The organism is Nostocoides australiense Ben110, assembly GCF_001050535.1.
In the GTDB taxonomy this organism is placed as follows: domain Bacteria; phylum Actinomycetota; class Actinomycetes; order Actinomycetales; family Dermatophilaceae; genus Nostocoides_A; species Nostocoides_A australiense.
In genome coordinates this window covers 1,817,014-1,837,484 of sequence record NZ_HG764815.1, presented here as the reverse complement: position 1 = coordinate 1,837,484, position 20,471 = coordinate 1,817,014, and the positions used below count along the sequence as shown (strand labels likewise).

Annotated in this window: 20 protein-coding genes; 14 read left to right on the top strand and 6 right to left on the bottom strand. The window is 69.0% G+C overall.

All coding sequences use genetic code 11. The features are described 5' to 3' along the window. The 7 genes from BN11_RS23580 to BN11_RS08815 form a co-directional block, all read left to right on the top strand. Positions 1-659, top strand: a 659-nt coding sequence (locus tag BN11_RS23580) for a phosphatase PAP2 family protein (RefSeq protein WP_048696730.1), incomplete at its 5' end; no start/stop codon positions are given. Positions 660-788: 129 nt separating this feature from the next. Further along, positions 789-2,489, top strand: a complete 1,701-nt coding sequence (locus BN11_RS08840) for an ABC transporter substrate-binding protein (RefSeq protein ID WP_048696727.1) — start codon at positions 789-791, stop codon at positions 2,487-2,489. Between the two features lie 100 nt (positions 2,490-2,589). Beyond that, positions 2,590-3,597 (top strand): ABC transporter permease, encoded by a 1,008-nt coding sequence (locus tag BN11_RS08835; protein WP_048696725.1) that lies wholly within the window; start codon positions 2,590-2,592, stop codon positions 3,595-3,597. A gap of 7 nt (positions 3,598-3,604) precedes the next feature. Continuing rightward, positions 3,605-4,588: an ABC transporter permease gene (locus tag BN11_RS08830; RefSeq protein WP_048696723.1), complete on the top strand. Its 984-nt coding sequence runs from the start codon at positions 3,605-3,607 to the stop codon at positions 4,586-4,588. A 5-nt stretch (positions 4,589-4,593) separates the two neighbouring features. Beyond that, the gene (locus tag BN11_RS08825) at positions 4,594-5,649 is read left to right on the top strand and encodes an ABC transporter ATP-binding protein (protein ID WP_048701117.1); all 1,056 of its coding nucleotides are present in this window, start codon (positions 4,594-4,596) and stop codon (positions 5,647-5,649) included. Then, entirely contained in the window at positions 5,646-6,806 is a 1,161-nt protein-coding gene (locus BN11_RS08820) for an ABC transporter ATP-binding protein (protein WP_048696721.1), read from the top strand. The genes BN11_RS08825 and BN11_RS08820 overlap by 4 nt, the downstream gene beginning before the upstream one ends. A 34-nt stretch (positions 6,807-6,840) precedes the next feature. Next, the gene (locus tag BN11_RS08815; RefSeq protein WP_048696718.1) at positions 6,841-7,593 is read left to right on the top strand and encodes a VIT1/CCC1 transporter family protein; all 753 of its coding nucleotides are present in this window, start codon (positions 6,841-6,843) and stop codon (positions 7,591-7,593) included. 28 nt (positions 7,594-7,621) lie between these two features. On the opposite strand, the gene malQ is transcribed toward BN11_RS08815, so the two are convergent. Next, positions 7,622-9,733 carry a 4-alpha-glucanotransferase gene (gene malQ, locus BN11_RS08810; RefSeq protein WP_048696716.1) on the bottom strand — a complete coding sequence of 704 codons (2,112 nt, stop codon included), beginning with the start codon at positions 9,731-9,733 and terminating at the stop codon, positions 7,622-7,624. A 155-nt stretch (positions 9,734-9,888) separates the two neighbouring features. On the opposite strand from malQ, the gene BN11_RS08805 reads away from it, so the two are divergent. Together BN11_RS08805 and rsrA are read left to right on the top strand one after the other, a co-directional pair. After that, positions 9,889-10,575 (top strand): sigma-70 family RNA polymerase sigma factor, encoded by a 687-nt coding sequence (locus tag BN11_RS08805; protein ID WP_083433998.1) that lies wholly within the window; start codon positions 9,889-9,891, stop codon positions 10,573-10,575. After that, positions 10,572-10,835: a mycothiol system anti-sigma-R factor gene (rsrA, locus tag BN11_RS08800; RefSeq protein ID WP_048696712.1), complete on the top strand. Its 264-nt coding sequence runs from the start codon at positions 10,572-10,574 to the stop codon at positions 10,833-10,835. The genes BN11_RS08805 and rsrA overlap by 4 nt, the downstream gene beginning before the upstream one ends. Before the next feature lie 84 nt (positions 10,836-10,919). On the opposite strand, the gene BN11_RS26100 is transcribed toward rsrA, so the two are convergent. Further along, positions 10,920-10,994 (bottom strand): 50S ribosomal protein bL37, encoded by a 75-nt coding sequence (locus BN11_RS26100; protein ID WP_369299113.1) that lies wholly within the window; start codon positions 10,992-10,994, stop codon positions 10,920-10,922. Positions 10,995-11,209: 215 nt separating this feature from the next. Here BN11_RS26100 and BN11_RS08795 point away from each other — a divergent pair, with 215 nt between their 5' ends. From BN11_RS08795 to BN11_RS08785, 3 genes are read left to right on the top strand one after another with little or no spacing between them, the layout of a single operon-like run. After that, positions 11,210-11,416: a hypothetical protein gene (locus BN11_RS08795; RefSeq protein WP_048696710.1), complete on the top strand. Its 207-nt coding sequence runs from the start codon at positions 11,210-11,212 to the stop codon at positions 11,414-11,416. Positions 11,417-11,425: 9 nt separating this feature from the next. Further along, the gene (locus BN11_RS08790) at positions 11,426-12,700 is read left to right on the top strand and encodes a hypothetical protein (RefSeq protein ID WP_048696707.1); all 1,275 of its coding nucleotides are present in this window, start codon (positions 11,426-11,428) and stop codon (positions 12,698-12,700) included. Beyond that, complete coding sequence (locus BN11_RS08785) at positions 12,697-13,995, top strand: HD-GYP domain-containing protein (protein WP_048696705.1); 1,299 nt, start codon at positions 12,697-12,699, stop codon at positions 13,993-13,995. The genes BN11_RS08790 and BN11_RS08785 overlap by 4 nt, the downstream gene beginning before the upstream one ends. Positions 13,996-14,115: 120 nt before the next feature. On the opposite strand, the gene sodN is transcribed toward BN11_RS08785, so the two are convergent. Next, positions 14,116-14,514 (bottom strand): superoxide dismutase, Ni, encoded by a 399-nt coding sequence (sodN, locus tag BN11_RS08780; protein WP_048696702.1) that lies wholly within the window; start codon positions 14,512-14,514, stop codon positions 14,116-14,118. A gap of 63 nt (positions 14,515-14,577) precedes the next feature. Then, positions 14,578-14,934: a S26 family signal peptidase gene (locus tag BN11_RS08775; protein ID WP_268807154.1), complete on the bottom strand. Its 357-nt coding sequence runs from the start codon at positions 14,932-14,934 to the stop codon at positions 14,578-14,580. 118 nt (positions 14,935-15,052) lie between these two features. On the opposite strand from BN11_RS08775, the gene BN11_RS08770 reads away from it, so the two are divergent. Together BN11_RS08770 and BN11_RS08765 are read left to right on the top strand one after the other, a co-directional pair. Beyond that, positions 15,053-16,231: an NAD(P)-dependent malic enzyme gene (locus BN11_RS08770; RefSeq protein WP_048696692.1), complete on the top strand. Its 1,179-nt coding sequence runs from the start codon at positions 15,053-15,055 to the stop codon at positions 16,229-16,231. 114 nt (positions 16,232-16,345) lie between these two features. Further along, on the top strand, positions 16,346-16,711 hold the full coding sequence (locus tag BN11_RS08765) for a phosphomannose isomerase type II C-terminal cupin domain (protein ID WP_048696690.1): 366 nt from the start codon (positions 16,346-16,348) through the stop codon (positions 16,709-16,711). Positions 16,712-16,760: 49 nt separating this feature from the next. Here the strand turns inward: BN11_RS08765 and BN11_RS08760 are convergent, their stop codons facing one another. Beyond that, on the bottom strand, positions 16,761-16,943 hold the full coding sequence (locus BN11_RS08760) for a DUF6104 family protein (protein ID WP_048696688.1): 183 nt from the start codon (positions 16,941-16,943) through the stop codon (positions 16,761-16,763). Between the two features lie 18 nt (positions 16,944-16,961). Further along, entirely contained in the window at positions 16,962-20,462 is a 3,501-nt protein-coding gene (locus BN11_RS08755) for a multifunctional oxoglutarate decarboxylase/oxoglutarate dehydrogenase thiamine pyrophosphate-binding subunit/dihydrolipoyllysine-residue succinyltransferase subunit (RefSeq protein WP_407668002.1), read from the bottom strand. Positions 20,463-20,471: the final 9 nt, after the last annotated feature.

Genomic DNA, 20,471 nt, shown 5'->3' with positions numbered 1-20,471 from the left:
GGGCGGCGGCGGTGGCTGGGCTGGCTGCCTTACTCGCTTTCGCCCTGCTGACGGTCGCGGTCCTCGCACCCTGGGCGGCCCTGATCGCCGCAGACCGTGAGGTCTCCACGCCGGCAATGCGCTTTGCCGATGACGCGGGGCTGCGCGGCCTGCTGGTCGCCTGGCAGGCCGCGAGCATGCCGAGCTGTGCCCACGGCGCGCTGACGGTCATCGCCGCCTTGGCCTGGTGGTGGCACCGTCAGACCCGGCGAGTGCTGCTGGCGCTCGCCGCGGCATACCTGACGTGGTGGCTCACTCCGATCCTGAAGAACGCCGTCGACCGGCCACGGCCGCAGGTGCCGGATCCGCTGTGGGGGATCGGCGGCTACTCCTTCCCCTCCGGGCACGCCTCCAACGTGACGGCGGCGGCACTGGCCCTGGGCATCGTCCTGTGGCCGGTCATGCCGGCGTCAGGCCGCCGGTGGGTGGCGGCAGGCGGTGGCGCCGTCGTCGTGCTCACCTGCGCCGATCGGGTCCTGCTCGGCGTCCACTACCTCACGGATGTCCTCGCCGGGGTGCTTCTCGGCGCCGGAATCGGGTGCCTCGCCCTCGCCGGGACACGTTTCCATCGCATAACGAACCGCGAGGCCCTTCCCGCGGGCATACCCCGCGCGGCATAGTGTGCGCTCAGCATTCGGTCATCCGGGGGCGCGGGCGAGACCTGCCCGGGCACGCGGCATGCCGAAGGCCACGCCAGGTCCGCCTCGGTCACCCCGGGACCGGACGCACATGAATTAGTGAGGTAGCGAATGAAGCTCACGCGACTGAGGACCACCGTCGTCCTGACCGCCGCGGTCTCCCTGGGGCTCGCGGGTTGCGCCCAGTCCGACCGCGAGTCCACCAGTTCGGGCACCACCGGGTCCGGCTCGTCCGGCACGGCGGCCGCCGAGGGCGGTAGCGACACGTTCACCTTCGGCGCCGCCGGTGCCCCCGAGGTGTTCGACCCCTACTACGCCTCCGACGGCGAGACCTTCCGCATCACCCGGCAGATCTTCCAGGGCCTGCTCGGCATCAAGCCCGGCACGGCCGACGCCCAGCCCGAGCTCGCCGAGAGCTGGGAGCCCTCGGACGACGGCCTGACCTGGACCTTCAAGCTGCGTCAGGGCGTGAAGTTCACCGACGGTGAGGCCTTCAACGCTGCCGCCGTCTGCTACAACTTCGAGCGGATGTTCGAGCAGAACGAGGTCGCGCAGGCCGGCCCGGCCGAATACTGGGCCTACACGATGCTCGGCTTCAAGGGCGGCGAGACCGAGTCGCTCTACAAGAGCTGCGAGGCCAAGGACGACGCGACCGCCGTCATCACCCTCAACCGCTACACCTCCGACTTCCCGGTCATGCTGACCCTCGAGTCGTTCTCGATGCAGAGCCCCAAGGCGCTCAAGGACGGCGACGCCAACAACGTCCAGAAGGAGGGCGAGGGCTTCAAGTACCCCGCCTACGCCAGCGCTCCCGTCGGCACCGGCCCCTACAAGCTGGAGAAGTACGACGAGGCCAACAAGACCATCACCCTGGTCCGCAATGACGACTTCTGGGGCGAGAAGGCCAAGACCGCCAACATCGTCTTCAAGATCATCCCCGACGAGTCGACCCGCCGTCAGGAACTCGAGGCCGGCAGCATCAACGCCTACGACCTGCCCAACCCGGCCGACTGGAAGGGCCTCGAGGACGCCGGCAACCAGGTCCTCGTCCGCCCCGCGTTCAACATCCTCTACATGGGCCTGAACCCGGAGAAGAACGCCAAGCTGCAGGACGTGCGGGTGCGCAAGGCGCTCTACATGGCGCTGAACCGCGACCAGCTCGTCGCGACCCAGTTGCCCGAGGGCGCCAAGGTCGCCACCCAGTTCATGCCCGACACGGTCGCCGGATACAACACCGGGCTGGAGGCGACGAAGTACGACGTCGAGGGCGCCAAGGCCCTGCTCAAGGAGGCGGGCGCCGAGGGTATGACGCTGCAGTTCGCCTACCCGAGTGAGGTCTCCCGGCCCTACATGCCGGACCCCCAGAAGATCTGGGACGCCCTCAGCGCGGACCTCGAGGCCATCGGCGTCAAGGTCGAGGCGGTCACCAAGCCGTGGAACGGTGGTTACCTCGACGGCGTCGACAACGGCCTGTTCGACGCCTGGCTGCTCGGGTGGACCGGTGACTACAACTCCGCCAACAACTTCATCGGCACCTTCTTCGGCGCCGACAGCAACGACTTCCACACGTGGTCGACCGACTTCGGCAAGACCCTCTCGAAGGAACTCGACGAGACCAACGGGATCGTCGACGAGGGCGAGCGCACCACGGCATACGAAGCCCTCAACCAGAAGATCATGGAGGACTACCTCCCCGGTCTGCCGATCAGCCACAGCCCGCCCGCGCTCGTCGTCGGCAAGGGCGTCGAGGGCCTGACCGCATCCCCGCTCACCGCGGAGATGTTCGACACGGTCACGGTCTCCAAGAGCTGATCTCGTCGGCTGGCAACACGCCCTAGACGGTGATGGCCGCCTCGGCAACGATGCCGAGGCGACCGTCAGCCGTCCCGATTCGTGTGGGAGGTGAGGCGCGGTGCTCCGGTTCATCGTCCGGCGATTGCTCCAGATGGTCGGCGTGCTCTTCGTGCTGTCGCTGCTGTTGTTCATCTGGCTGCGGATGCTGCCCGGCGGCACGGTCTCGGCGATCCTCGGTGATCGCGCGACACCCGAGTCACGCGAGCGGCTGACCAAGGCCCTGGGCCTGGACGAACCGCTGTATGTGCAGTACTGGCGCTATCTCAAGCGGGCCCTGACCGGCAACTTCGGCGCCTCGACGGGTGTCGTCCCCGGCCGCGACGCCTTCCAGATCTTCATCGACCGATTCCCCGCGACGATCGAGTTGAGCTTCTTCGCGATCCTCATCGCGATCCTCCTCGGTATTCCCTTGGGCTACCTGGCCGCGCGCCGGCGCGCCTCACTGTTCGACAATGCGAGCGTCATCGTCTCGCTGATCGGTGTGGCGGTCCCCGTCTTCTTCCTCGCCTTCCTCCTGAAGTACTTCTTCGCGGTCAAGCTCGGCTGGCTCCCGGTCTCGGGTCGCCAGAGCAATATCGACGCCACCCGGGTCACCAATTTCTTCGTGCTCGACGGCCTGATGACGCGCGAGTGGGACGCCGCATGGGACGCCTTCAAGCACCTGATCCTCCCCGCCATCACCTTGTCGACGATCCCCTTCGCGGTGATCTTCCGGATCACCCGGGCCTCCGTCCTCGAAGTGCTGGACGAGGACTTCGTCCGCACGGCCGAATCCAAGGGGCTGACCAACAGGATCATCCGCGGCCGGCACGTGCTGCGCAACGCGTTGCTTCCGGTGATCACGACCGTCGGCCTGCAGGTCGGCGGGCTGCTCGCCGGCGCCATCCTCACCGAGAGCGTCTTCTCCTTCCCCGGCATCGGCGAGGCGTTGGCGTCGGCCTTCTCACACCGCGACTACGCCGTGCTGCAGGTGCTGATCATGGCCTCGGCAGCGACCTTCGTCATCGTCAACCTCATCGTCGACGTCCTGTATGCCGTCGTCGATCCGCGCGTGAGGACGAGGTGAGGCGGCCATGACCGACAACCCCAAGGGCTGGAAGCCCGGCGCCCGCCGCAAGGCCAAGATCGACGCCCTCGCGCAGGCAGCGGGTCAGGTGCAGGACGCCGGCACCGTCGCGGACACGCCAGGCGTATCCCTGATCGCCAGCGCGTGGCGGCGCCTGCGCCGCGACCGCGTCTTCCTCATCGGCCTGACGATCACCGTGCTCTTCCTGCTCGTCGCACTCTTCGCACCATTGCTGGCCCCGCATGACCCGACCGCCCGGCTGCTGCTGGACAAGGTGCGTCCCCAGAGCAATCCGATCCCCGGCCCCGAGCCGGGCTTCCCGCTGGGTGCGGACAATGTCGGTCGCGACCTGCTCTCGCGGCTCATCGTCGGCAGCCGCCAGACCCTGCTCGTCTGCGTCTTCGCCACCCTCTTCTCCCTCATCGGTGGCCTGATCCTCGGCACGCTCGCCGGGGCCTTCGGCGGGTGGATCGACTCCGTGGTCATGCGCTTCGTCGACATCATGCTGTCCATCCCGTCGCTGCTGCTCGCCTTCTCCGTGGCGGCGATGGCGGCCCGGCCGAGCCAGTGGACCGTCATCCTCGCGATCTCGATCGCCTATTTGCCGATCTTCGCCCGCCTGCTGCGTGGTTCGATGCTCGCCCAGCGACATAGCGATCACGTGCTGGCCGCCCGGGCCCTCGGCGTCAAGCAGGCGCCGATCATCTTCCGGCACATGCTCCCCAACTCCCTCGGGCCGGTGATCGTGCAGGCCACCCTGGTCCTGGCGACCGCCGTCATCGACGCCGCGGCCCTGTCCTTCCTCGGCCTCGGCAACCCCGATGACCGCCAGCCCGAATGGGGCCAGATGCTCGGCGCGGCGCAGAAGTACATCTACGACTATCCGCACCTGGCGTTCTATCCCGCGGCGTGCATCATCCTCGTCGCCTTCGGCTTCACGCTCATGGGCGAGTCGCTGCGGGAAGCCCTCGACCCCAAGAGCCGGCGGTGAGCACCATGACCACACGCGCGTATGCCGCGGACACCCGCAGCGGCCAAGCCCTGCTCTCCGTCCGGGACCTCAGCGTCGTCTTCCAGCGCCACGGCGAGCAGCCCTTCGCCGCCGTCGACGGCGTCAGTTTCGAGGTGCGCCCGGGGCAGACGGTCGGACTGGTGGGAGAGTCCGGCTCGGGCAAGTCGGTCACCTCGCTGGCGATCATGGGGCTGCTGCCGGCCCGCGGCAACCGGGTCACCGGGGTCGCCGACTTCGACGGCACGGACCTGCTCAAGCTGAGCTCGGGAGACATGCGCGACCGGCGCGGCAAGGACCTGGGCATGATCTTCCAGGACCCGCTCAGCTCGCTGAACCCGGTGGTGCCCATCGGTGTTCAGGTCACCGAGGTCCTCGAACGCCACAAGGGGATGAGCCGCAAGGCGGCGATGCCCAAGGCCCGAGAGATGCTCGACAAGGTCGGCATCCCCGACCCCGACCGGCGCCTGAAGGACTACCCTCACCAGCTCTCCGGAGGCATGCGCCAGCGCGCGTTGATCGCCATGGCACTGGCCTGCGAGCCGCGTGTGCTCATCGCCGACGAGCCGACGACCGCCCTCGACGTGACGATCCAGGCGCAGATCCTGCAGCTGCTGGGGGACCTGGTCCGCGACAGCGGCACGGCGCTGATCATGATCACCCACGACCTCGGCGTCGTCGCCGGCCTGTGCGACGAGGTCAACGTCATGTATGGCGGCCGCATCGTCGAGCGCGGACTGCGTCACGACCTCTTCGCCGCCCCCCGCCACCCCTACACCCACGGGCTACTCGGCTCCATCCCCCGCCTCGACGGCCAGCGCGGGGAGCCGCTGATCCCCATACCCGGCTCGGTCGCCGACAACCTGCCGTGGGATCACGCGTGCGCTTTCGCCCCACGTTGTTTCCAGCCCATTGACGTATGCCGTTCGCAGACACCGGGGTTCGTCGAGGACGGCGCGTCCGCCCTGCGGTGTCACAACCCGGTCGGGTCGCCCCACGGGCATACGGCGCAACCTGACCATGCGGAGGTGAACGACCAGTGACGGCGGCAGCTGAGCAGACGCACGCCCAACCGGGCGATGTGCTGGTTGACGTGCAAGGCATCAAGGTGCACTTCCCCATCAAGAAGGGCGTCATCTTCGACAAGACGATCGGCTATGTGTATGCCGTCGACGGCGTCGACCTGCAGATCCGGCGTGGTGAGACCTACGGTCTCGTCGGCGAATCCGGTTGCGGCAAGTCGACATTGGGTCGGGCGATCCTCAATCTCGAGCCGCCGACCGAGGGCAAGGTCGTCTTCGACGGCACCGACATCGCCTCGCTCAGGGGCGAGGAGCTGCGCCGCAAACGCCAGCACATGCAGATGGTCTTCCAGGATCCGCTCTCCAGCCTCGACCCCCGTCAATCGGTGGAATCCCTTCTGCTGGAAGGCATGAAGGCGCACGGCCTCGTCAAGGACACCAAGGCCGCCAACGCCCGGCTCAGGGAGCTGCTCAAGGCCGTCGGCCTGCCCGCCGCCTCCTTGCAGAAGTATCCGCACGAGTTCTCCGGCGGGCAGCGCCAGCGCATCGGCATCGCCCGCGCCCTGGCCGTCGATCCGCAACTCATCGTCGCGGACGAGCCCGTCTCCGCTCTGGACGTCTCCGTGCAGGCCCAGGTGATCAACCTGCTCGAGGACCTGCAAGACCGCTTCGGTCTGACCTATCTCGTTGTGGCGCATGACCTTGCGGTGGTGCGGCATATCAGCGACCGGGTCGGGGTGATGTACCTCGGTGCCCTGGTCGAGGAGGCGGCTGCGGACGATCTGTATGCCGCGCCGATGCACCCCTACACCCGTGCGCTGATGTCGGCCGTGCCGGTCCCCGACCCCGTCGTCGAGGACCGGCGTGAGCGAATCCTGCTCAACGGTGATCTGCCCTCGCCGGCGAACCCGCCGAAGGGATGCCGCTTCCATACCCGGTGCCCGTGGCGACAGCCCACGCAATGTGACACCGACCGCCCGGCGCTGCGGGTCGTCAGCATCGACGGCGTCCCCGAAACCCACCGTGTCGCATGCCATTTCGCCGAAGGGATCGCGTCCGGGGAACTGCAACCGCACAAGGTCGAGGCCGAGGTCGTCGACCCCCACCTCGGGGAGTCGGACGCGCACGGATCCTTGATCGGTCCGGCCACCACGGTCGAGGTGACCGACACCCCCTGACCGCCCCCACCGGAAACGGCATACTGGAAAGCTCATGCGCGACAACGCGACTCCGTCCGAAACGGCCACGGCGGCGAGCCCGCACGAGGGCGAGCCCACGCAGCACGTCGCCAACACGGCGAGCCAGCTCAACTGGTTGCGGGCCGGCGTGCTCGGGGCCAACGACGGCATCGTCTCGACGGCCGGTCTGGTCATCGGTGTCGCCGCCGCGACCGCCAACCGGGGCGCAATCTTCACCGCCGGTCTCGCCGGCCTCGCGGCTGGGGCGATGAGCATGGCGGTGGGGGAGTACGTCTCGGTCAGCACGCAACGCGACACCGAGAAGGCGATGCTCGCCAAGGAGCGTCGCGAACTGCACGAGAAGCCGCAGGACGAACTCGACGAACTCGCCGGCATCTACGAATCGAAAGGCCTCCAGCCCGATCTCGCGCGCGAGGTCGCGGTGGCCCTGACACACCACGACGCCCTGACGGCGCACGCGGAGGCCGAACTCTTCATCGACCCGAGCGAGCTGACGAATCCGTGGCACGCCGCGTTCGCCTCGATGGTCTCCTTCACCCTCGGGGCCCTGCTGCCCCTGATCGCCGTGCTCAACCCGTCGCACACGTGGCGCCTCCCCGGCACGGTCGTCACGGTCCTCGTCGCCCTCGCCCTGACCGGGTATGTCAGCGCGCGTCTCGGCGGCGCCCGCATCGGCCGGGCCGTAGCCCGCGTCGTCGCCGGCGGCATCATCGCGATGGCTGTCACCTACGCCATCGGCCGGCTCTTCGGCACCGCCATCGGCTGACGAGCGGCGCCAGACCCGAAGGACGGGGTCAGCCGGTGACGGAGCGGGCGAGCCGGCGCGGGTAGGGCAGCGCGGTCAGCTGTTCCAGCGACACCAGGTCACCACTGGGCCCGGTCAACGGCACGCACCAGTTGGGATACTCCTTATCCGTGCCGGGCTGGTTGACGACGCGCCGGTCACCGATCAGGTCAGGGACGCTGATCCCGAGCAGCTTGGCCGGCGACAGCGCCAGATAGCGGTGCAGCGAGATGACGAACTCCTCGACATCGCTCGGGTCGTGCGGCAGCCCACGCGCCTCGAGGGCCTCGGCGACCCGGGCGATCGCCGCCCGCTCCTCGGCCTCCTCGACCGCGGCGTCGCGCGTCAACAGGCCGAGCTTCTCGCGAAGGGCCACGTGCACCAGCTCGAGGTAGCCGGCGGTCGGGGCCAGGTCGTGGGTCGTGACGGACGCCAGGCAGAGCTCCCGATAGCCTTCCGGCGCAAGGGCTTTGCCGTCGCGCCACTCGAACCACAGGATCGAGGTGCCGAGGATTCCCCGCTCCTTCATGAAGTCGCGGGCGAACGGCTGGACGACCCCGAGGTCTTCGCCGACGACGACGGCGCCCGCCCGGTGTGCCTCCAGGCACAGGATGCCGATGAGCGCCTCGTGGTCGTAGTGGACGTAGGTGCCCTCGCCCGGCGACATGCCCTGCGGGATCCACCAGAGCCGGAACAGCCCGATGATGTGGTCGACGCGGATGCCGCCGGAGTCGCGCAGCACCGTGCGCAGCATGTCGCGGTATGGCGCGTAGCCGAGTTCGGCGAGCCGGTCCGGGCGCCAGGGCGGCTGGCTCCAGTTCTGCCCGATCTGGTTGAACTGGTCCGGAGGGGCGCCGACCTCGATACCGCGGGCCAATGCGTCGCCTAGGCCCCAGGAGTCGGCGCCGGAGCCGTGGACACCGACGGCCAGGTCGTGGATGACGCCCAGCGCCATGCCGGCTTCCTTGGCCAGCCGTTGGGTCGCGGCGAGTTGCTCCTCGAGCACCCACTGCAGCCAGCGGAAGAAGTCGATCTCGGCGGCCTGTTCGGCGCGGAACTCGTCGACCTGCGGGCTCGTCGGGCTCTGCAGGCCTGCGGGCCAGGATCGCCAGTCGTCGCCGTGCATATCGGCGAGCGCGCACCAGGTGGCGAAGTCGACCAGACCTTGACCCTCGCGTTCGCAGAAGCCCTCGAAGGCCCGGGCGCGACGAGGTGACAGGCCCGCGGCATACACCAGCTCCAACGCGGCACGCTTGGCTGCCCACGACGCGTTGCGGTCGATGGTCTCCGAGGTATTCAGTGCCTGGCCGGTGCGCGCCTGCGCGGCGACGGCGGCCCGCACCTCGACCGACAGGTAGGCCACTTCGGGGATGTCCTCGACCCGGATATAGAGGGGGTTGACGAACCGCCGGGTCGTCGGAAGATAGGGGGAGGCCTCCATCGGCGCGCAGGCCTGAGCGGCGTGCAGCGGATTGACCAAAACCCAGTCGCAGCCGAGGTCGGCGGCTCCCCACGTGGCCAGGTCGGCGAGGTCGGCCAGGTCGCCGACGCCATAGGAATTGGCCGACCGCAGCTGGTAGACCTGCGACATCAGCCCCGTCATCCGGCGGTGTTCCAGCCCCGCCGGCAGTTCGAGCCGCTGCGGCGTGACGACGACGGTCGCGTATGCGGGTTCGCGGCCCTCGACGTGCGCCCACAGCAGGTGCCACCCGAGCGGCACCTCCGCCGGCAACTGGAACGTCGCCTCGCCGGTGAGAACCCCGTCGACCAGCCGTGGCTCCACCCAGTTGTCGACCTGCGGCACTGCGATCGTGCCGCCGTCCTCGAGCGCAAGTTCCACGCGCACCGCGGCCCCGTGCGGCAGGTGCACAGGCACCCACGGTGTCCAACCCTCCCGGGAGACGATCGTCGGCGGCAGCGTGCGTCGCCAGTTGCTTCGCCATACCTCGTCGCGCGACTGCGCCAGCGCCTCGGGGGAAGTGACGTCCACGCCGAGTGCGGTGAGGACCCGGGTGATCGTCTCCGCGCTGACGATCGTGTGCACGCCCTGCCAGTCCCAGAAGTCCGTGGCGACCCCGTAGGCCTTCGCGAGTTCGGCGAGATCGGTGTCGGGCGCGGTCATGGGCGGCGCAGCTCCTTCGGGGCGTCGTCGAGCGGGGGCGACCTAGTGTCCCACGCCGCACGGAATAGCCCCGCCACGGCGTTCGTTGTTTTGAGAAGTTCCTGACGCCCGCTTCCGGAGGTCTTGTGCTCGTCCTGCAAACACCGTCGCCGGCGATGCCCGCGTTAGGGTGGTCCGCGATGACTGCTACTCCGCCTACCGACGAACTGGCCGGCGACGCCTTGGCCGCGGATGCCGGGACCGTCGACGTGAGCGCCGAGGCGCCAGAGGAACGCCGGGCTCGTTTCGAGGAACTCGCGCTGCCGCTGCTCGACCAGCTATATTCCGCGGCCCTGCGAACCACCCGCAACCCGGCCGACGCCGAAGACCTGGTCCAGGAGACCTACGCGAAGGCGTTCGCGGCCTTTCATCAGTTCAAGCCGGGCACCAATCTCAAGGCGTGGATGTATCGCATCCTCACCAACACCTATATCAACAGTTACCGCAAGAAGCAGCGCGAGCCGATCCAGTCCGATGCGGCGGAGATCGAGGACTACCAACTCGCCCGCGCCGAGTCCCACACCTCCAGCGGGTTGCGCAGCGCCGAGATCGAGGCGCTCGACCACCTGCCCGACAGCGAGGTCAAGCGCGCCCTGCAGGAGTTGCCCGAGGAGTTCCGCCTCGCGGTCTACTTCGCCGACGTCGAGGGCTACGCCTACAAAGAGATCGCCGAGATCATGGGAACGCCCATCGGCACGGTGATGTCCCGCCTGCACCGGGGCCGCCGCCTGCTGCGTGAGTTGCTCACGGAGTATGCCGCCGAGCGCGGCTTCGGCACCAAGGGCGGCGGTGACCAGGAGTGAACGCCGAACTCAACGAGACCGACTGTTCCGAGGCCCTACACCGGGTCTTCGAATACCTCGACGGCGAGCTGGAGCCAGCCGAGCGCGCCAAGATCGCCGCTCACCTCGCGCATTGTGCCGCGTGCCTGCAGCAGTACGACCTCGACACGATGGTCAAGGCCCTCGTCAAGCGATCCTGTGCCCAGGAGGCGGCTCCGGCCCACCTGCGAGGGATGATCGTGCAACAGATCACGAGCATCGAGGTCCGCTACCTCGACTAGCCGCAGCTAGGTACGCGGCACCGCTTTTACGCACACATAGACCGGGGTCCCGCGCTGGCGGGACCCCGGTCTCTGTGCGGTGGGTCAGGCGTTCGGCTTGCGGCCGTGGTTGGCGCCCTTCTTCTTACGGTCGCGGCGCTTGCGGGCACGCTTGCTCATGAGACAACTCCAGGTCCGGGGTTTCGGCTCCGCAGGGGATACCGACGTACGTAGTCATTGTCCCATATCGCAACACGTGCCCCATCCGATCCGAGGTGCGCCCAGCAGGCGGAGCAGGACGATTGCGTTCGTCTGGGCCATGCCACACAATTCCGGCTAAAGGCGGTCCGGAGCGAAACGGGCCGCGTAGAATCTTCCCTGATAGGAGTCGTAAAATGTCCAGTTCACGTGCGCTTCGTGTCGTCGCCGCGGCCGCCATCGCCTTCGCCGTCCCGGCCGGCGCCGCCCACGCCGGCTCGGCGGGCAACGCCTCCGGCGGTGGCTCGCAACACACCACTCAGGCTTCCCAGCAGGGCGACCAGAACAGCCAAGACCAGTGCAAGGACCATTGGGAGTGGCGCCGCGGCTGCCGCAACGGCTGACGGAGCCCGGTGACTGAAGAGGCATCCCGCGCCTATTCACGGTCCGATCGGACCGAACGCCGATACGCAACGCGAACACTCGTCGTCATCGTCGTCGTGTGCGTTGCGGCCGTGGGGCTGTGTGTCCTGACGCGTCTGCTGTTCGGTCCGGTCCGCAGCTGGACCAATGTCGCCATCCTCGCGGGCGTCGCCGCCGCGACCAACCTGCCGTCGCGCCTGTCCTCCCGTCGCGTCAACCTCTCCCTCCTCGGCGTGATCACGCTGGCTGCCACCCCCCTCGGGGTCGGCGCCGGCATCGTGGTCATCGTCCTCGCGTCCACCCTCGTCCAGCTCGGCCGCGTCCCGAAGAGGACGTTGGCGTTCAACGCCGGAATGTCGACCTGCCTGGGCGCGACCGGTGTCCTGATCTACGACGCCATCGGTGCCCCCGTGCTGCCCCATCCCACACCCGCCGGCACCCGCGAGGTGTTGCACGTCGCCGCCGGGCTGCTGCTGGCCGACCTCGTCCAGTTGCTGATGAATGCCGTCCTCATCGGCGCCATCTTCTTGGCCTCCAGAGGCGTTGCCATCCGCGAGACGATCGGCCGGCTGCTGCGCACCGGCAGCGGCGCCTACCTTGCGTCCGGGCTGCTCGCGCTCCTGATCTTCGTCGCCTGGGTGCCCGCGGAGGGCGGGCCACTGACCCTGCTCGCCGTGGGCCCGTCGCTATGGGCCGCGCGCTGGGCGCTCAACCGCGAACACGAGGAGGACACGGCGCATCTGCGCGTCGTCGACACCCTCAACGCTGCCATGGAGATCCGCCATCCCGGCGCGGGCACCCATGCCGCCAACGCGGCTCGGGTGGCCGAGTGGCTGGCGGCCGAAGTCGGCACCGGGGGCGTGCGCAAGCTGGACCTGGCCCTGGCCGGCGCCTTGCTGCGGCTGGATTCCCTGGCGGCCGAGGGGCCCGACCCTGCCCCGGTTGCCGGCGCGGCGACGCAGCGACCCGCGCGGGCGCTCGCGGGAGTCGACTTCCTCCAGCATCTGCTGCCGGTGATCGAACACCGTGACGACGACCCGTCCGTGCAGGAGGCGACCCAGATCGTCGTGGTCGCGGACGCGTATGCCGAGGCCCGCGAACGTCTGGGCGACGATGCGAGCTCCCGGACGGCGGCATACCGCAGCTTGCTGGCGGCGGCGGACGGCACCTACGACCCCGGCGTGCTCGCCGCACTCGGACGCCTGCTCGAGCGCGTCGACCCGATCCCGCAGCCGATGCCCACCGGTCCCGGAGCCGGCTCATGAGCGGCCTGGGCCGACGGCGCGCGGTCTTGGCGTTCGCGGTCCTGATCGTCCTCGTCGGTCTGATCACCTGGCTGCCGTCGCGCGCCGACCTCAGCAACCTCAACGGGTTCGTCGTGTCGTCGATGGTGTTGATCGTGATCGGGGAGCTGGTCCTGGTCATGTCGCACGGGCGCCAGAGCGCGCCCATCAGCACCGCAACGGCGATGGGACTCGCGCTCGCGCCCGTCGGCGGGTCCGGGCTCTCCCTTGCCCAGTGCCTCGTCGCGGTTGCCGTCGCCATGACCCTGGGGGCGCTGCTGCGGGCCGCGGTCGGCATGCGCACCGATGTCTTCGAGCTGGCGACGCGGCTCATCGGCGTGAGCGTGACGGCGGCCTGCGCCCGCGTCGAGTTCTTCGGCACCTCGCTCATGGACTGGTGGCAGCAACCGAGCACCCCTAGATGGCTCGGTGGCCTCGCTCTCATCGGGGCCGCCCTCGTCGGGGTGGCAAGTGATCTCATCCTGTGGAGTGCCGGACGGGCCCGCACCCTGTCGGTGCCGTGGGCGGCCCTGATTCACGACGACGCCATACGGTTCGGCGCGATCGGTGCCGTGATGACGAACGCCGGGGCTCTCATCGCGCTGGCCACCCCCTCCCTTGGGGCGTTCGCCATCCCGCTCTTCGAATGGCCGATGGTGCTGGTGCTCATCGGGCTGCGCCGGGAGGAGCGCACTGCTGCGACGCACCGCCAGTTCGTCCGGGCGCTGGCGCGTCTCAGCGACGAGACCGGGCACACGGCCAAGGGCCACCCGCGGCGCGTTGCGCGGGTGGCGGTCGCGATCGGTGAGGACCTCGGCCTATCGCCGACCGAGCTGGCCGACCTGCGCGATGCCGCACTGTTGCACGATCTCGGTCAGGTGACCCTGGCCGAGCCCATCCCCGACGGGGCGACGGTGTATGCCGCCCCGCCCGCCCAGAGTTGGGTCGTCCAGCAGTCCGTCGCGCTCGCCGCGCACGCCGGCGCGCGACAGCCGGTGCTGGACGCGATCGCCGGCAGCGCCGCTCAGTTCCGTCAGCAGCGAGAGTTCGGCGAGGCCATCCCCCTCGTCGGGCGGATCATCAAGGTCGCCAGTGCCTATGACGACCTGACCCACGGCCGCAGCAAGGCACGCGGCCCCGCGCTGGAGCGGATCCACCTCGGGCTGGGCTACGAGTACGACCCGACGGTCGTCGACGCGCTCTCGCGGGTCACGCAGGACCCCGAACCCGGCGTGAGCGGCCCGCTGAGCCCGACGACCGGCCCGCGTCCGCGCTGACCTCCGCCCACCGCCAACCCCCCAGCGCACACACCCCAGCGCACACATCCCAGCTGCACGACAGCGGCGGGCGGCCCCCGACGTGTGGGGGCCGCCCGCCGCGGCAGGTGACGCGAAGGCTCAGGCCTTCTTGGTCTCCTTGAAGATCTTGTCGATCTCGTCGATCTTCGCGAGCAACTCGTCCGCCTTGGCCTCGTCGAAGGCGCCCTTGGTGCCGCTTGCGCCGGCCAGTTTGGTGGCCTCGTTGAACAGCGTGTGCAGGTTGGGGTACTTCTCGAAGTGCGGGGGCTTGAAGTAGTCGGTCCACAGCACCCACAGGTGGTGCTTGACCAACTCCGAGCGCTGCTCCTTGATTACGACCGCGCGGGTGCGGAAGTCGGGGTCGTCGTTCTCGGCGACCTTCTTGCAGATCGCCTTGAGCGACTCGGCCTCGATCCGGGCCTGCGCCGGGTCATAGACACCGCAGGGCAGGTCGCAGTGCGCGCTGACCGGGGTGGGGGAGAAGGGGAAGCGGAACATCGGGGTGGAACCTCTCTCGTCGATGGCATTGCGGCCACGGCTGGGATGGTCGCTTCGTCCAACCTACCCCGCTGGAGGTCCGGGCAGGCGTCCTGGGCGCGGCCAAAGCCGCAGGACCGCCACGGCCAGGATGTCCGCCGTCGCGAGGGAGCCGACCAGCCAACTGTCCACTCCCTCGCGCGGATTGTCCCGCTCCACCCACCACCGCTGCGGATCCCCCGGGTCGCGGCCGGTGACGCGTTTGATCGCGAGGGGTCGCGGCATACCGTCGGCGTCCGGGGGCAGACGCACGACGGCGAGGGCGCCGGCGCGCGGCGGACGGCGCCGCACCAGAACCAGGTCGCCGTCGCGCAGCGTCGGGGCCATCGAACGGCCCGTGACGCGGACAACATCAAGACGGGGGCGAAGTTGTGAAACGATGCTCCAACCGTACGGCCACCGCCGGCGGCAGGCTTGTCACTGGGCCCCACCTCTGCCCGAACGCCACCCGTCGGCGCCGCCCGCGCCGCGGGCGTAGGACCGAAGGAAGAGGAAGTCGATGCCCACCGCCGAGGCGACCGCGCGCGCCCAGTCCGAGATCCCCGCCGAGCTGGAACGCGATCCCGTCTTCGTCGCCCACGAGGGTGGAAAGACCGCGATGGTGGCGACCAAGCCGCTGGTCGACCGCGACGATCTGGCGCGGCTCTACACGCCTGGGGTCGCCAAGGTGAGTTCGGCCATCGCGGCGGACCCGCACCTGGCCGATGCCTATACCGCCCGGCGCAACACGGTCGCCGTCGTCAGCGACGGCACCGCGGTGCTCGGGCTCGGGGACATCGGCCCGCTGGCGGCGTTGCCCGTCATGGAGGGCAAGGCGGTGCTCTTCAAGCAGTTCGCCGGTGTCGACGCCGTGCCGCTGTGCATCGAGACCGGCTCGGTCGACGAGATCGTCGATGCCGTGGCGCGGCTGGCGCCGAGCTTCGGCGGCATCAACTTGGAGGACATTTCGGCGCCCCGGTGTTTCGACATCGAGGAACGCCTGGGCCGCCGCCTCGGGATCCCGGTCTTCCATGACGATCAGCACGGCACGGCCATCGTCGTGCTCGCCGGGCTGCTCAACGCCGCGCGAGTGCTCAGCCGGGACCTGTCGAGCATGCGCATGGTGATCAGCGGAGCCGGAGCCGCGGGTGTGGCCATCGCCAAGCTGCTCATCGCGGTCGGTGTGGAGGACCTGATCGTGTGCGACTCGCGCGGCATCCTGTGCCGGGGGCGCGTCGACCTGACCGGTCACAAACTCAAGCTGGCCCGGGCCACGAACCCCCGCCGCGTCCAGGGTTCGCTCGCCGATGCCCTCGCCGGCGCCGATGTCTTCGTCGGTGTCAGCGGCGGGGTGGTGCCCGAGACGGATATCGCGACGATGGCGCTGCAGGGGATCATTTTCGCCCTCGCGAATCCGAATCCGGAAGTGCACCCCGAAGTCGCCGGCCGGTATGCCGGGGTCGTCGCCACGGGGCGTTCGGATTATCCGAATCAGATCAACAATGTCCTCGCGTTCCCGGGGATCTTCCGGGGAGCCTTGGACAGTGGTGCCGCAGATATCACCGAGCCGATGAAGCTGGCCGCAGCCCATGCGATCGCCGACCTCGTCGACATCCCGACGCCGTCGGAGATCGTGCCGTGCGTCTTCGATGTGCGAGTGGCTCCGGCGGTCGCGGAGGCGGTGGCCCGGCACGTCTGACAGGTCCTCGGCCGGGACTGACCGTCATGGGCCGGCTGATAGAATCGCAGGCCACCACCGCGGGTCCTTTTCCGCTGGCATTTCACCGGTCACGCCGCCATCGCAAAGGTTGTCATGAGTCTGAGGATCGATCCGCGGCACTCGATGTTCCTCGAAGAACGACCGTGGGGGCGCTTCGAGCAGTTCTGTGTCAACGAGCCCACGACCGTCAAGATCATCACGGTCGACCCGGGCCAGCGGTTGTCCCTGCAGACCCACGCCGGCCGTTCCGAGTTCTGGCGGGTCCTCGACGGGGTGCTCGATGTGACCGTGGGCGAGCGGACCTGGCAGGCTCAGCCGGGCGAATCGGCGTGGATCCCGGTGGGCGAATTGCACCGCCTCGGCAATTCCGGCACCATTCCCGGCCGGATCCTGGAGATCGCTTTCGGCGAATTCGACGAGTCGGATATCGAGCGCATCCAGGACGACTACACCCGCTGAGCCGGCCGATTTCGCTGTATTAGCTGCCGGCGGCGAATTCGAGCCGGCCCTATTCGTCGTCGAAGGGGTCGTCGAGGCGCGCCAGCCAGGCGGCGAGGCGCTCCACCGGCACCTCGAACTCCGGGTGCTCGTCGACGAAGGTGCGCAACTGGTCGGCCAGCCAGGCGAGGGTGACCTCTTCCTCGCCCCGGCGGGCCTCCAGTTCCTCGATGCCCCGATCGGTGAAGTACATGCGGCCGGCGTTCGGACCTCAGCGCCCGAAGGCGGCGTCGAGCAGCGCCTGCTGCTCGACGGCGTGCTTCTTGGAGCTGCCGGTCGCCGGCGACGCCGATGCGGCCCGGGCGACCACCCGCAGCGGCTTGGTGTAGCCCCGCTCGGCCAGCGCCGGCGGCAGGTTGAGACCGAGGAAAGGCCACGCGCCCTGGTTCTTCGGCTCGCCCTGCACGAGCACCAGCTCGGCGTTCGGGTACTCCGTGAGCGCCGCGGCGATCTCGGCAGCGGCCAGCGGATACAGCTGCTCCAGCCGCAGGATGGCCGTGCTGGTGTCGCCGCGCTTCTCGCGCTCGGCCTCCAACTCGTAGACGACCTTGCCCGAGGCGAGCAGCACCCGGGTGACGGCGTGCTTGTCGGGCGTGGCCGCGGGGCGGTCCGGCATGACCGGCCGGAAGGTGCCGGTCGTGAACTCGTCCGGCATCGAGCTGGCGGCCTTCAGACGCAGCATCGACTTCGGGGTGAACACGACCAACGGCCGGCGCGGCCGGGCATAGGCCTGGCGGCGCAGCAGGTGGAAGTAGTTCGCCGGCGAACTCGGGTAGGTGACCGTCATATTGTCCTCGGCGCACAGCGTCAGGAAACGCTCGACCCGTGCCGACGAGTGGTCCGGGCCCTGGCCCTCGTAGCCGTGCGGCAGCAGGATGCAGACGGAACTGCGCTGGGCCCACTTCTGCTCGGAGGAGGAGACGAATTCGTCGATGATCGTCTGGGCGCCGTTGACGAAGTCGCCGAACTGGGCTTCCCACAGCACGAGGGCGTCGGGCCGTTCGACGGAGTAGCCGTATTCGAAGCCCATCGCGGCGAACTCACTCAGCAGCGAGTCGTAGATCCACAGCTTGGCCTGGTTGTCGCTCAGGTAGCGCAGCGGGGTCCACTCGCCGGCGTTCTGCTTGTCGATCAGCACCGCGTGCCGCTGCACGAAGGTTCCGCGGCGGCTGTCCTGGCCGGACATCCGCACCGGGGTGCCGTCCATGAGGAGGGACCCGAAGGCGATGATCTCGGCCATGCCCCAGTCGATGCCGCCCTCGCGGACCATCGCCGAACGGCGCTCCATGAGCTGCGCGAGCTTGGGGTGGACGGTGAACCCGGGCGGAGCCTCCAAGTGGACGTCGCCGATCCGCTGCAGCGCCTCGACGGAGATGGCGGTATGCGTCGCGGAGTGGGTCGTCGCGTCGGAGGTCTGGGCGGTCGGAGGTTCGAGCCCGGAGTGGCCCTCGGCGTCGGTGCCGGCGAGGGTGGGCTCGGCCGGCTTGTCCGCCTCCTTGAGCGCCTCCTTGGTCTCGACGAAGACCTTCTCCAGCTGCTGCTGGTAGTCGCGCAACGCGGCCTCGGCCTCGTCCTGGGAGATGTCGCCACGGCCAATGAGGGACTCGGTGTAGAGCTTGCGGACGCTGCGCTTGGCCTCGATGAGCTTGTACATCAGCGGCTGCGTCATCGACGGGTCGTCGCCCTCGTTGTGTCCGCGGCGGCGGTAGCACACCATGTCGACGACGACGTCCTTCTGGAAGGTCTTGCGGAACTCGTAGGCGAGTTCGGCCACCCGCACGCAGGCCTCGGGGTCGTCACCGTTGACGTGGAAGATCGGCGCCTGCACCATCTTGGCGACGTCCGTGCAGTACGTCGAACTGCGCGAACTGCTCGGCGCGGTGGTGAAGCCGACCTGGTTGTTGATGACGACGTGCACGGTGCCGCCGGTGCGGTAGCCGCGCAGCTGCGAGAGGTTGAGGGTCTCGGCGACCACGCCCTGGCCGGCGAAGGCCGCATCACCGTGCAGCAGGATCGGCAGCACCGTGAAGTCCTCGCCGCCGAGGTTGATGCGGTCCTGCTTGGCGCGGGCGATGCCCTCCAGCACCGGGTTGACGGCCTCGAGGTGGGAGGGGTTGGCGGCCAGGTAGACCTTGGTGGTGTCGCCCGATTCGGCGGTGAAGACGCCCTCGGTGCCGAGGTGGTACTTCACATCGCCCGAGCCCTGCACCGACCGGGGGTCCTGCCGGCCCTCGAACTCGCGGAAGATCTGCCCGGAGGACTTGCCCGCGATATTGGCGAGCACGTTGAGGCGGCCGCGGTGCGGCATACCGATGCACACCTCGTCCAGACCGTCCTGCGCGGCCCGCGACAGCACGCGGTCGAGCAAGGCGATGACGGACTCGCCGCCCTCGAGGGAGAAGCGCTTCTGCCCGACGAACTTGGTCTGCAGAAAGGTCTCGAAGGCCTCCGCGGCGTTGAGGCGGCGCAGGATCCGCAGCTGCTCGTCGCGGGAGGTCTTGGCGTAGCCGACCTCGACCTTCTTCTGGATCCACTCGCGCTGCTCGGGATCGGTGATGTGCATGTACTCGATGCCGATGCCGCGGCAGTAGGAGTCACGCAGGATGCCGAGAATCTTGCGCAACGGCAGGAAGGGAACGCCGCCGAAGCCGCCGGTCGCGAAGTGCCGGTCCAGGTCCCACAAGGTCAGGCCGTGCGTGGTGACGTCGAGGTCGGGGTGGCGCCGCTGGCGGTATTCGAGCGGGTCGGTGTCGGCCATCAGGTGGCCGCGCACCCGGTAGGAGTGGATGAGTTCCTGGACCCGCGCGACCTTGTTGATGTCGTCGTCGTGGGAGGCGTCGATGTCCTGGACCCAGCGGACCGGCTCGTAGGGGATCCGGACCGACTCGAAGATCTCGTCGTAGAAGCCGTCCTGCCCGAGCAGGAGGTTGTGGATGATCCGCAACAGGTCGCCCGACTGGGCGCCCTGGATGATGCGGTGGTCGTATGTCGAGGTGAGGGTCAGGATCTTGCTGACGCCATGGCGGTGGAGGACGGTGGTGCTCGCGCCCTGCCATTCGGCCGGGTATTCGAGCGCGCCGACACCGATGATGGCGCCCTGGCCCTTCATGAGCCGCGGCACCGAGAGGACGGTGCCGATCGTGCCGGGGTTGGTCAGCGAGATCGTCGTGCCCATGAAGTCCTCGACGACGAGTTTGCCGCCGCGGGCCTTCTTGATGATGTCCTCGTAGCTCGACCAGAACCGGCCGAAGTCCATCGTCTCGGCGGCCTTGATGGAGGGCACGAGCAGCTGCCGGGTGCCGTCTGGCTTGGCCAGATCGATGGCGATGCCGAGGTTGACGTGCGCGGGGACCGAGAGCGCGGGCTTGCCGTTCTCCTCGGTGAAGCTGTTGTTCATCTCCGGCATCTGCGCCAGGGCCTTGACCAGGGCGTAGCCGATGATGTGGGTGAAGGACACCTTGCCGCCGCGGGTGCGGCCGAGGTGGTTGTTGATGACGATCCGGTTGTCCATCAGCAGCTTTGCCGGGACGCTGCGGACGCTCGTCGCCGTCGGGATCTCGAGCGAGGTTTCCATGTTGGTGACGACCCGGGCGCTGGCGCCGCGGATGGGGGAGACGGTGGGCTCTTCGGTGGCCTTGGCGGCGGCGGGCTTGGCGGCATCACGCGGGGTGGCGTTCGGCGCCGTCGGGGCGGGCCGTTCCGGGGCGCGCATCTCCGGCTT

Bases quoted from the DNA above. Each gene is read 5' to 3' on its own strand.
- BN11_RS08840 (WP_048696727.1), top strand. From the start codon at position 789: ATGAAGCTCACGCGACTGAGGACCACCGTCGTCCTGACCGCCGCGGTC.
- BN11_RS08830 (WP_048696723.1), top strand. From the start codon at position 3,605: ATGACCGACAACCCCAAGGGCTGGAAGCCCGGCGCCCGCCGCAAGGCC.
- BN11_RS08825 (WP_048701117.1), top strand. From the start codon at position 4,594: ATGACCACACGCGCGTATGCCGCGGACACCCGCAGCGGCCAAGCCCTG.
- BN11_RS08815 (WP_048696718.1), top strand. From the start codon at position 6,841: ATGCGCGACAACGCGACTCCGTCCGAAACGGCCACGGCGGCGAGCCCG.
- malQ (WP_048696716.1), bottom strand. From the start codon at position 9,733: ATGACCGCGCCCGACACCGATCTCGCCGAACTCGCGAAGGCCTACGGG.
- BN11_RS08805 (WP_083433998.1), top strand. From the start codon at position 9,889: ATGCCCGCGTTAGGGTGGTCCGCGATGACTGCTACTCCGCCTACCGAC.
- BN11_RS08795 (WP_048696710.1), top strand. From the start codon at position 11,210: ATGTCCAGTTCACGTGCGCTTCGTGTCGTCGCCGCGGCCGCCATCGCC.
- BN11_RS08785 (WP_048696705.1), top strand. From the start codon at position 12,697: ATGAGCGGCCTGGGCCGACGGCGCGCGGTCTTGGCGTTCGCGGTCCTG.
- sodN (WP_048696702.1), bottom strand. From the start codon at position 14,514: ATGTTCCGCTTCCCCTTCTCCCCCACCCCGGTCAGCGCGCACTGCGAC.
- BN11_RS08770 (WP_048696692.1), top strand. From the start codon at position 15,053: ATGCCCACCGCCGAGGCGACCGCGCGCGCCCAGTCCGAGATCCCCGCC.
- BN11_RS08765 (WP_048696690.1), top strand. From the start codon at position 16,346: ATGAGTCTGAGGATCGATCCGCGGCACTCGATGTTCCTCGAAGAACGA.
- BN11_RS08760 (WP_048696688.1), bottom strand. From the start codon at position 16,943: ATGTACTTCACCGATCGGGGCATCGAGGAACTGGAGGCCCGCCGGGGC.
- BN11_RS08755 (WP_407668002.1), bottom strand. From the start codon at position 20,462: ATGCGCGCCCCGGAACGGCCCGCCCCGACGGCGCCGAACGCCACCCCG.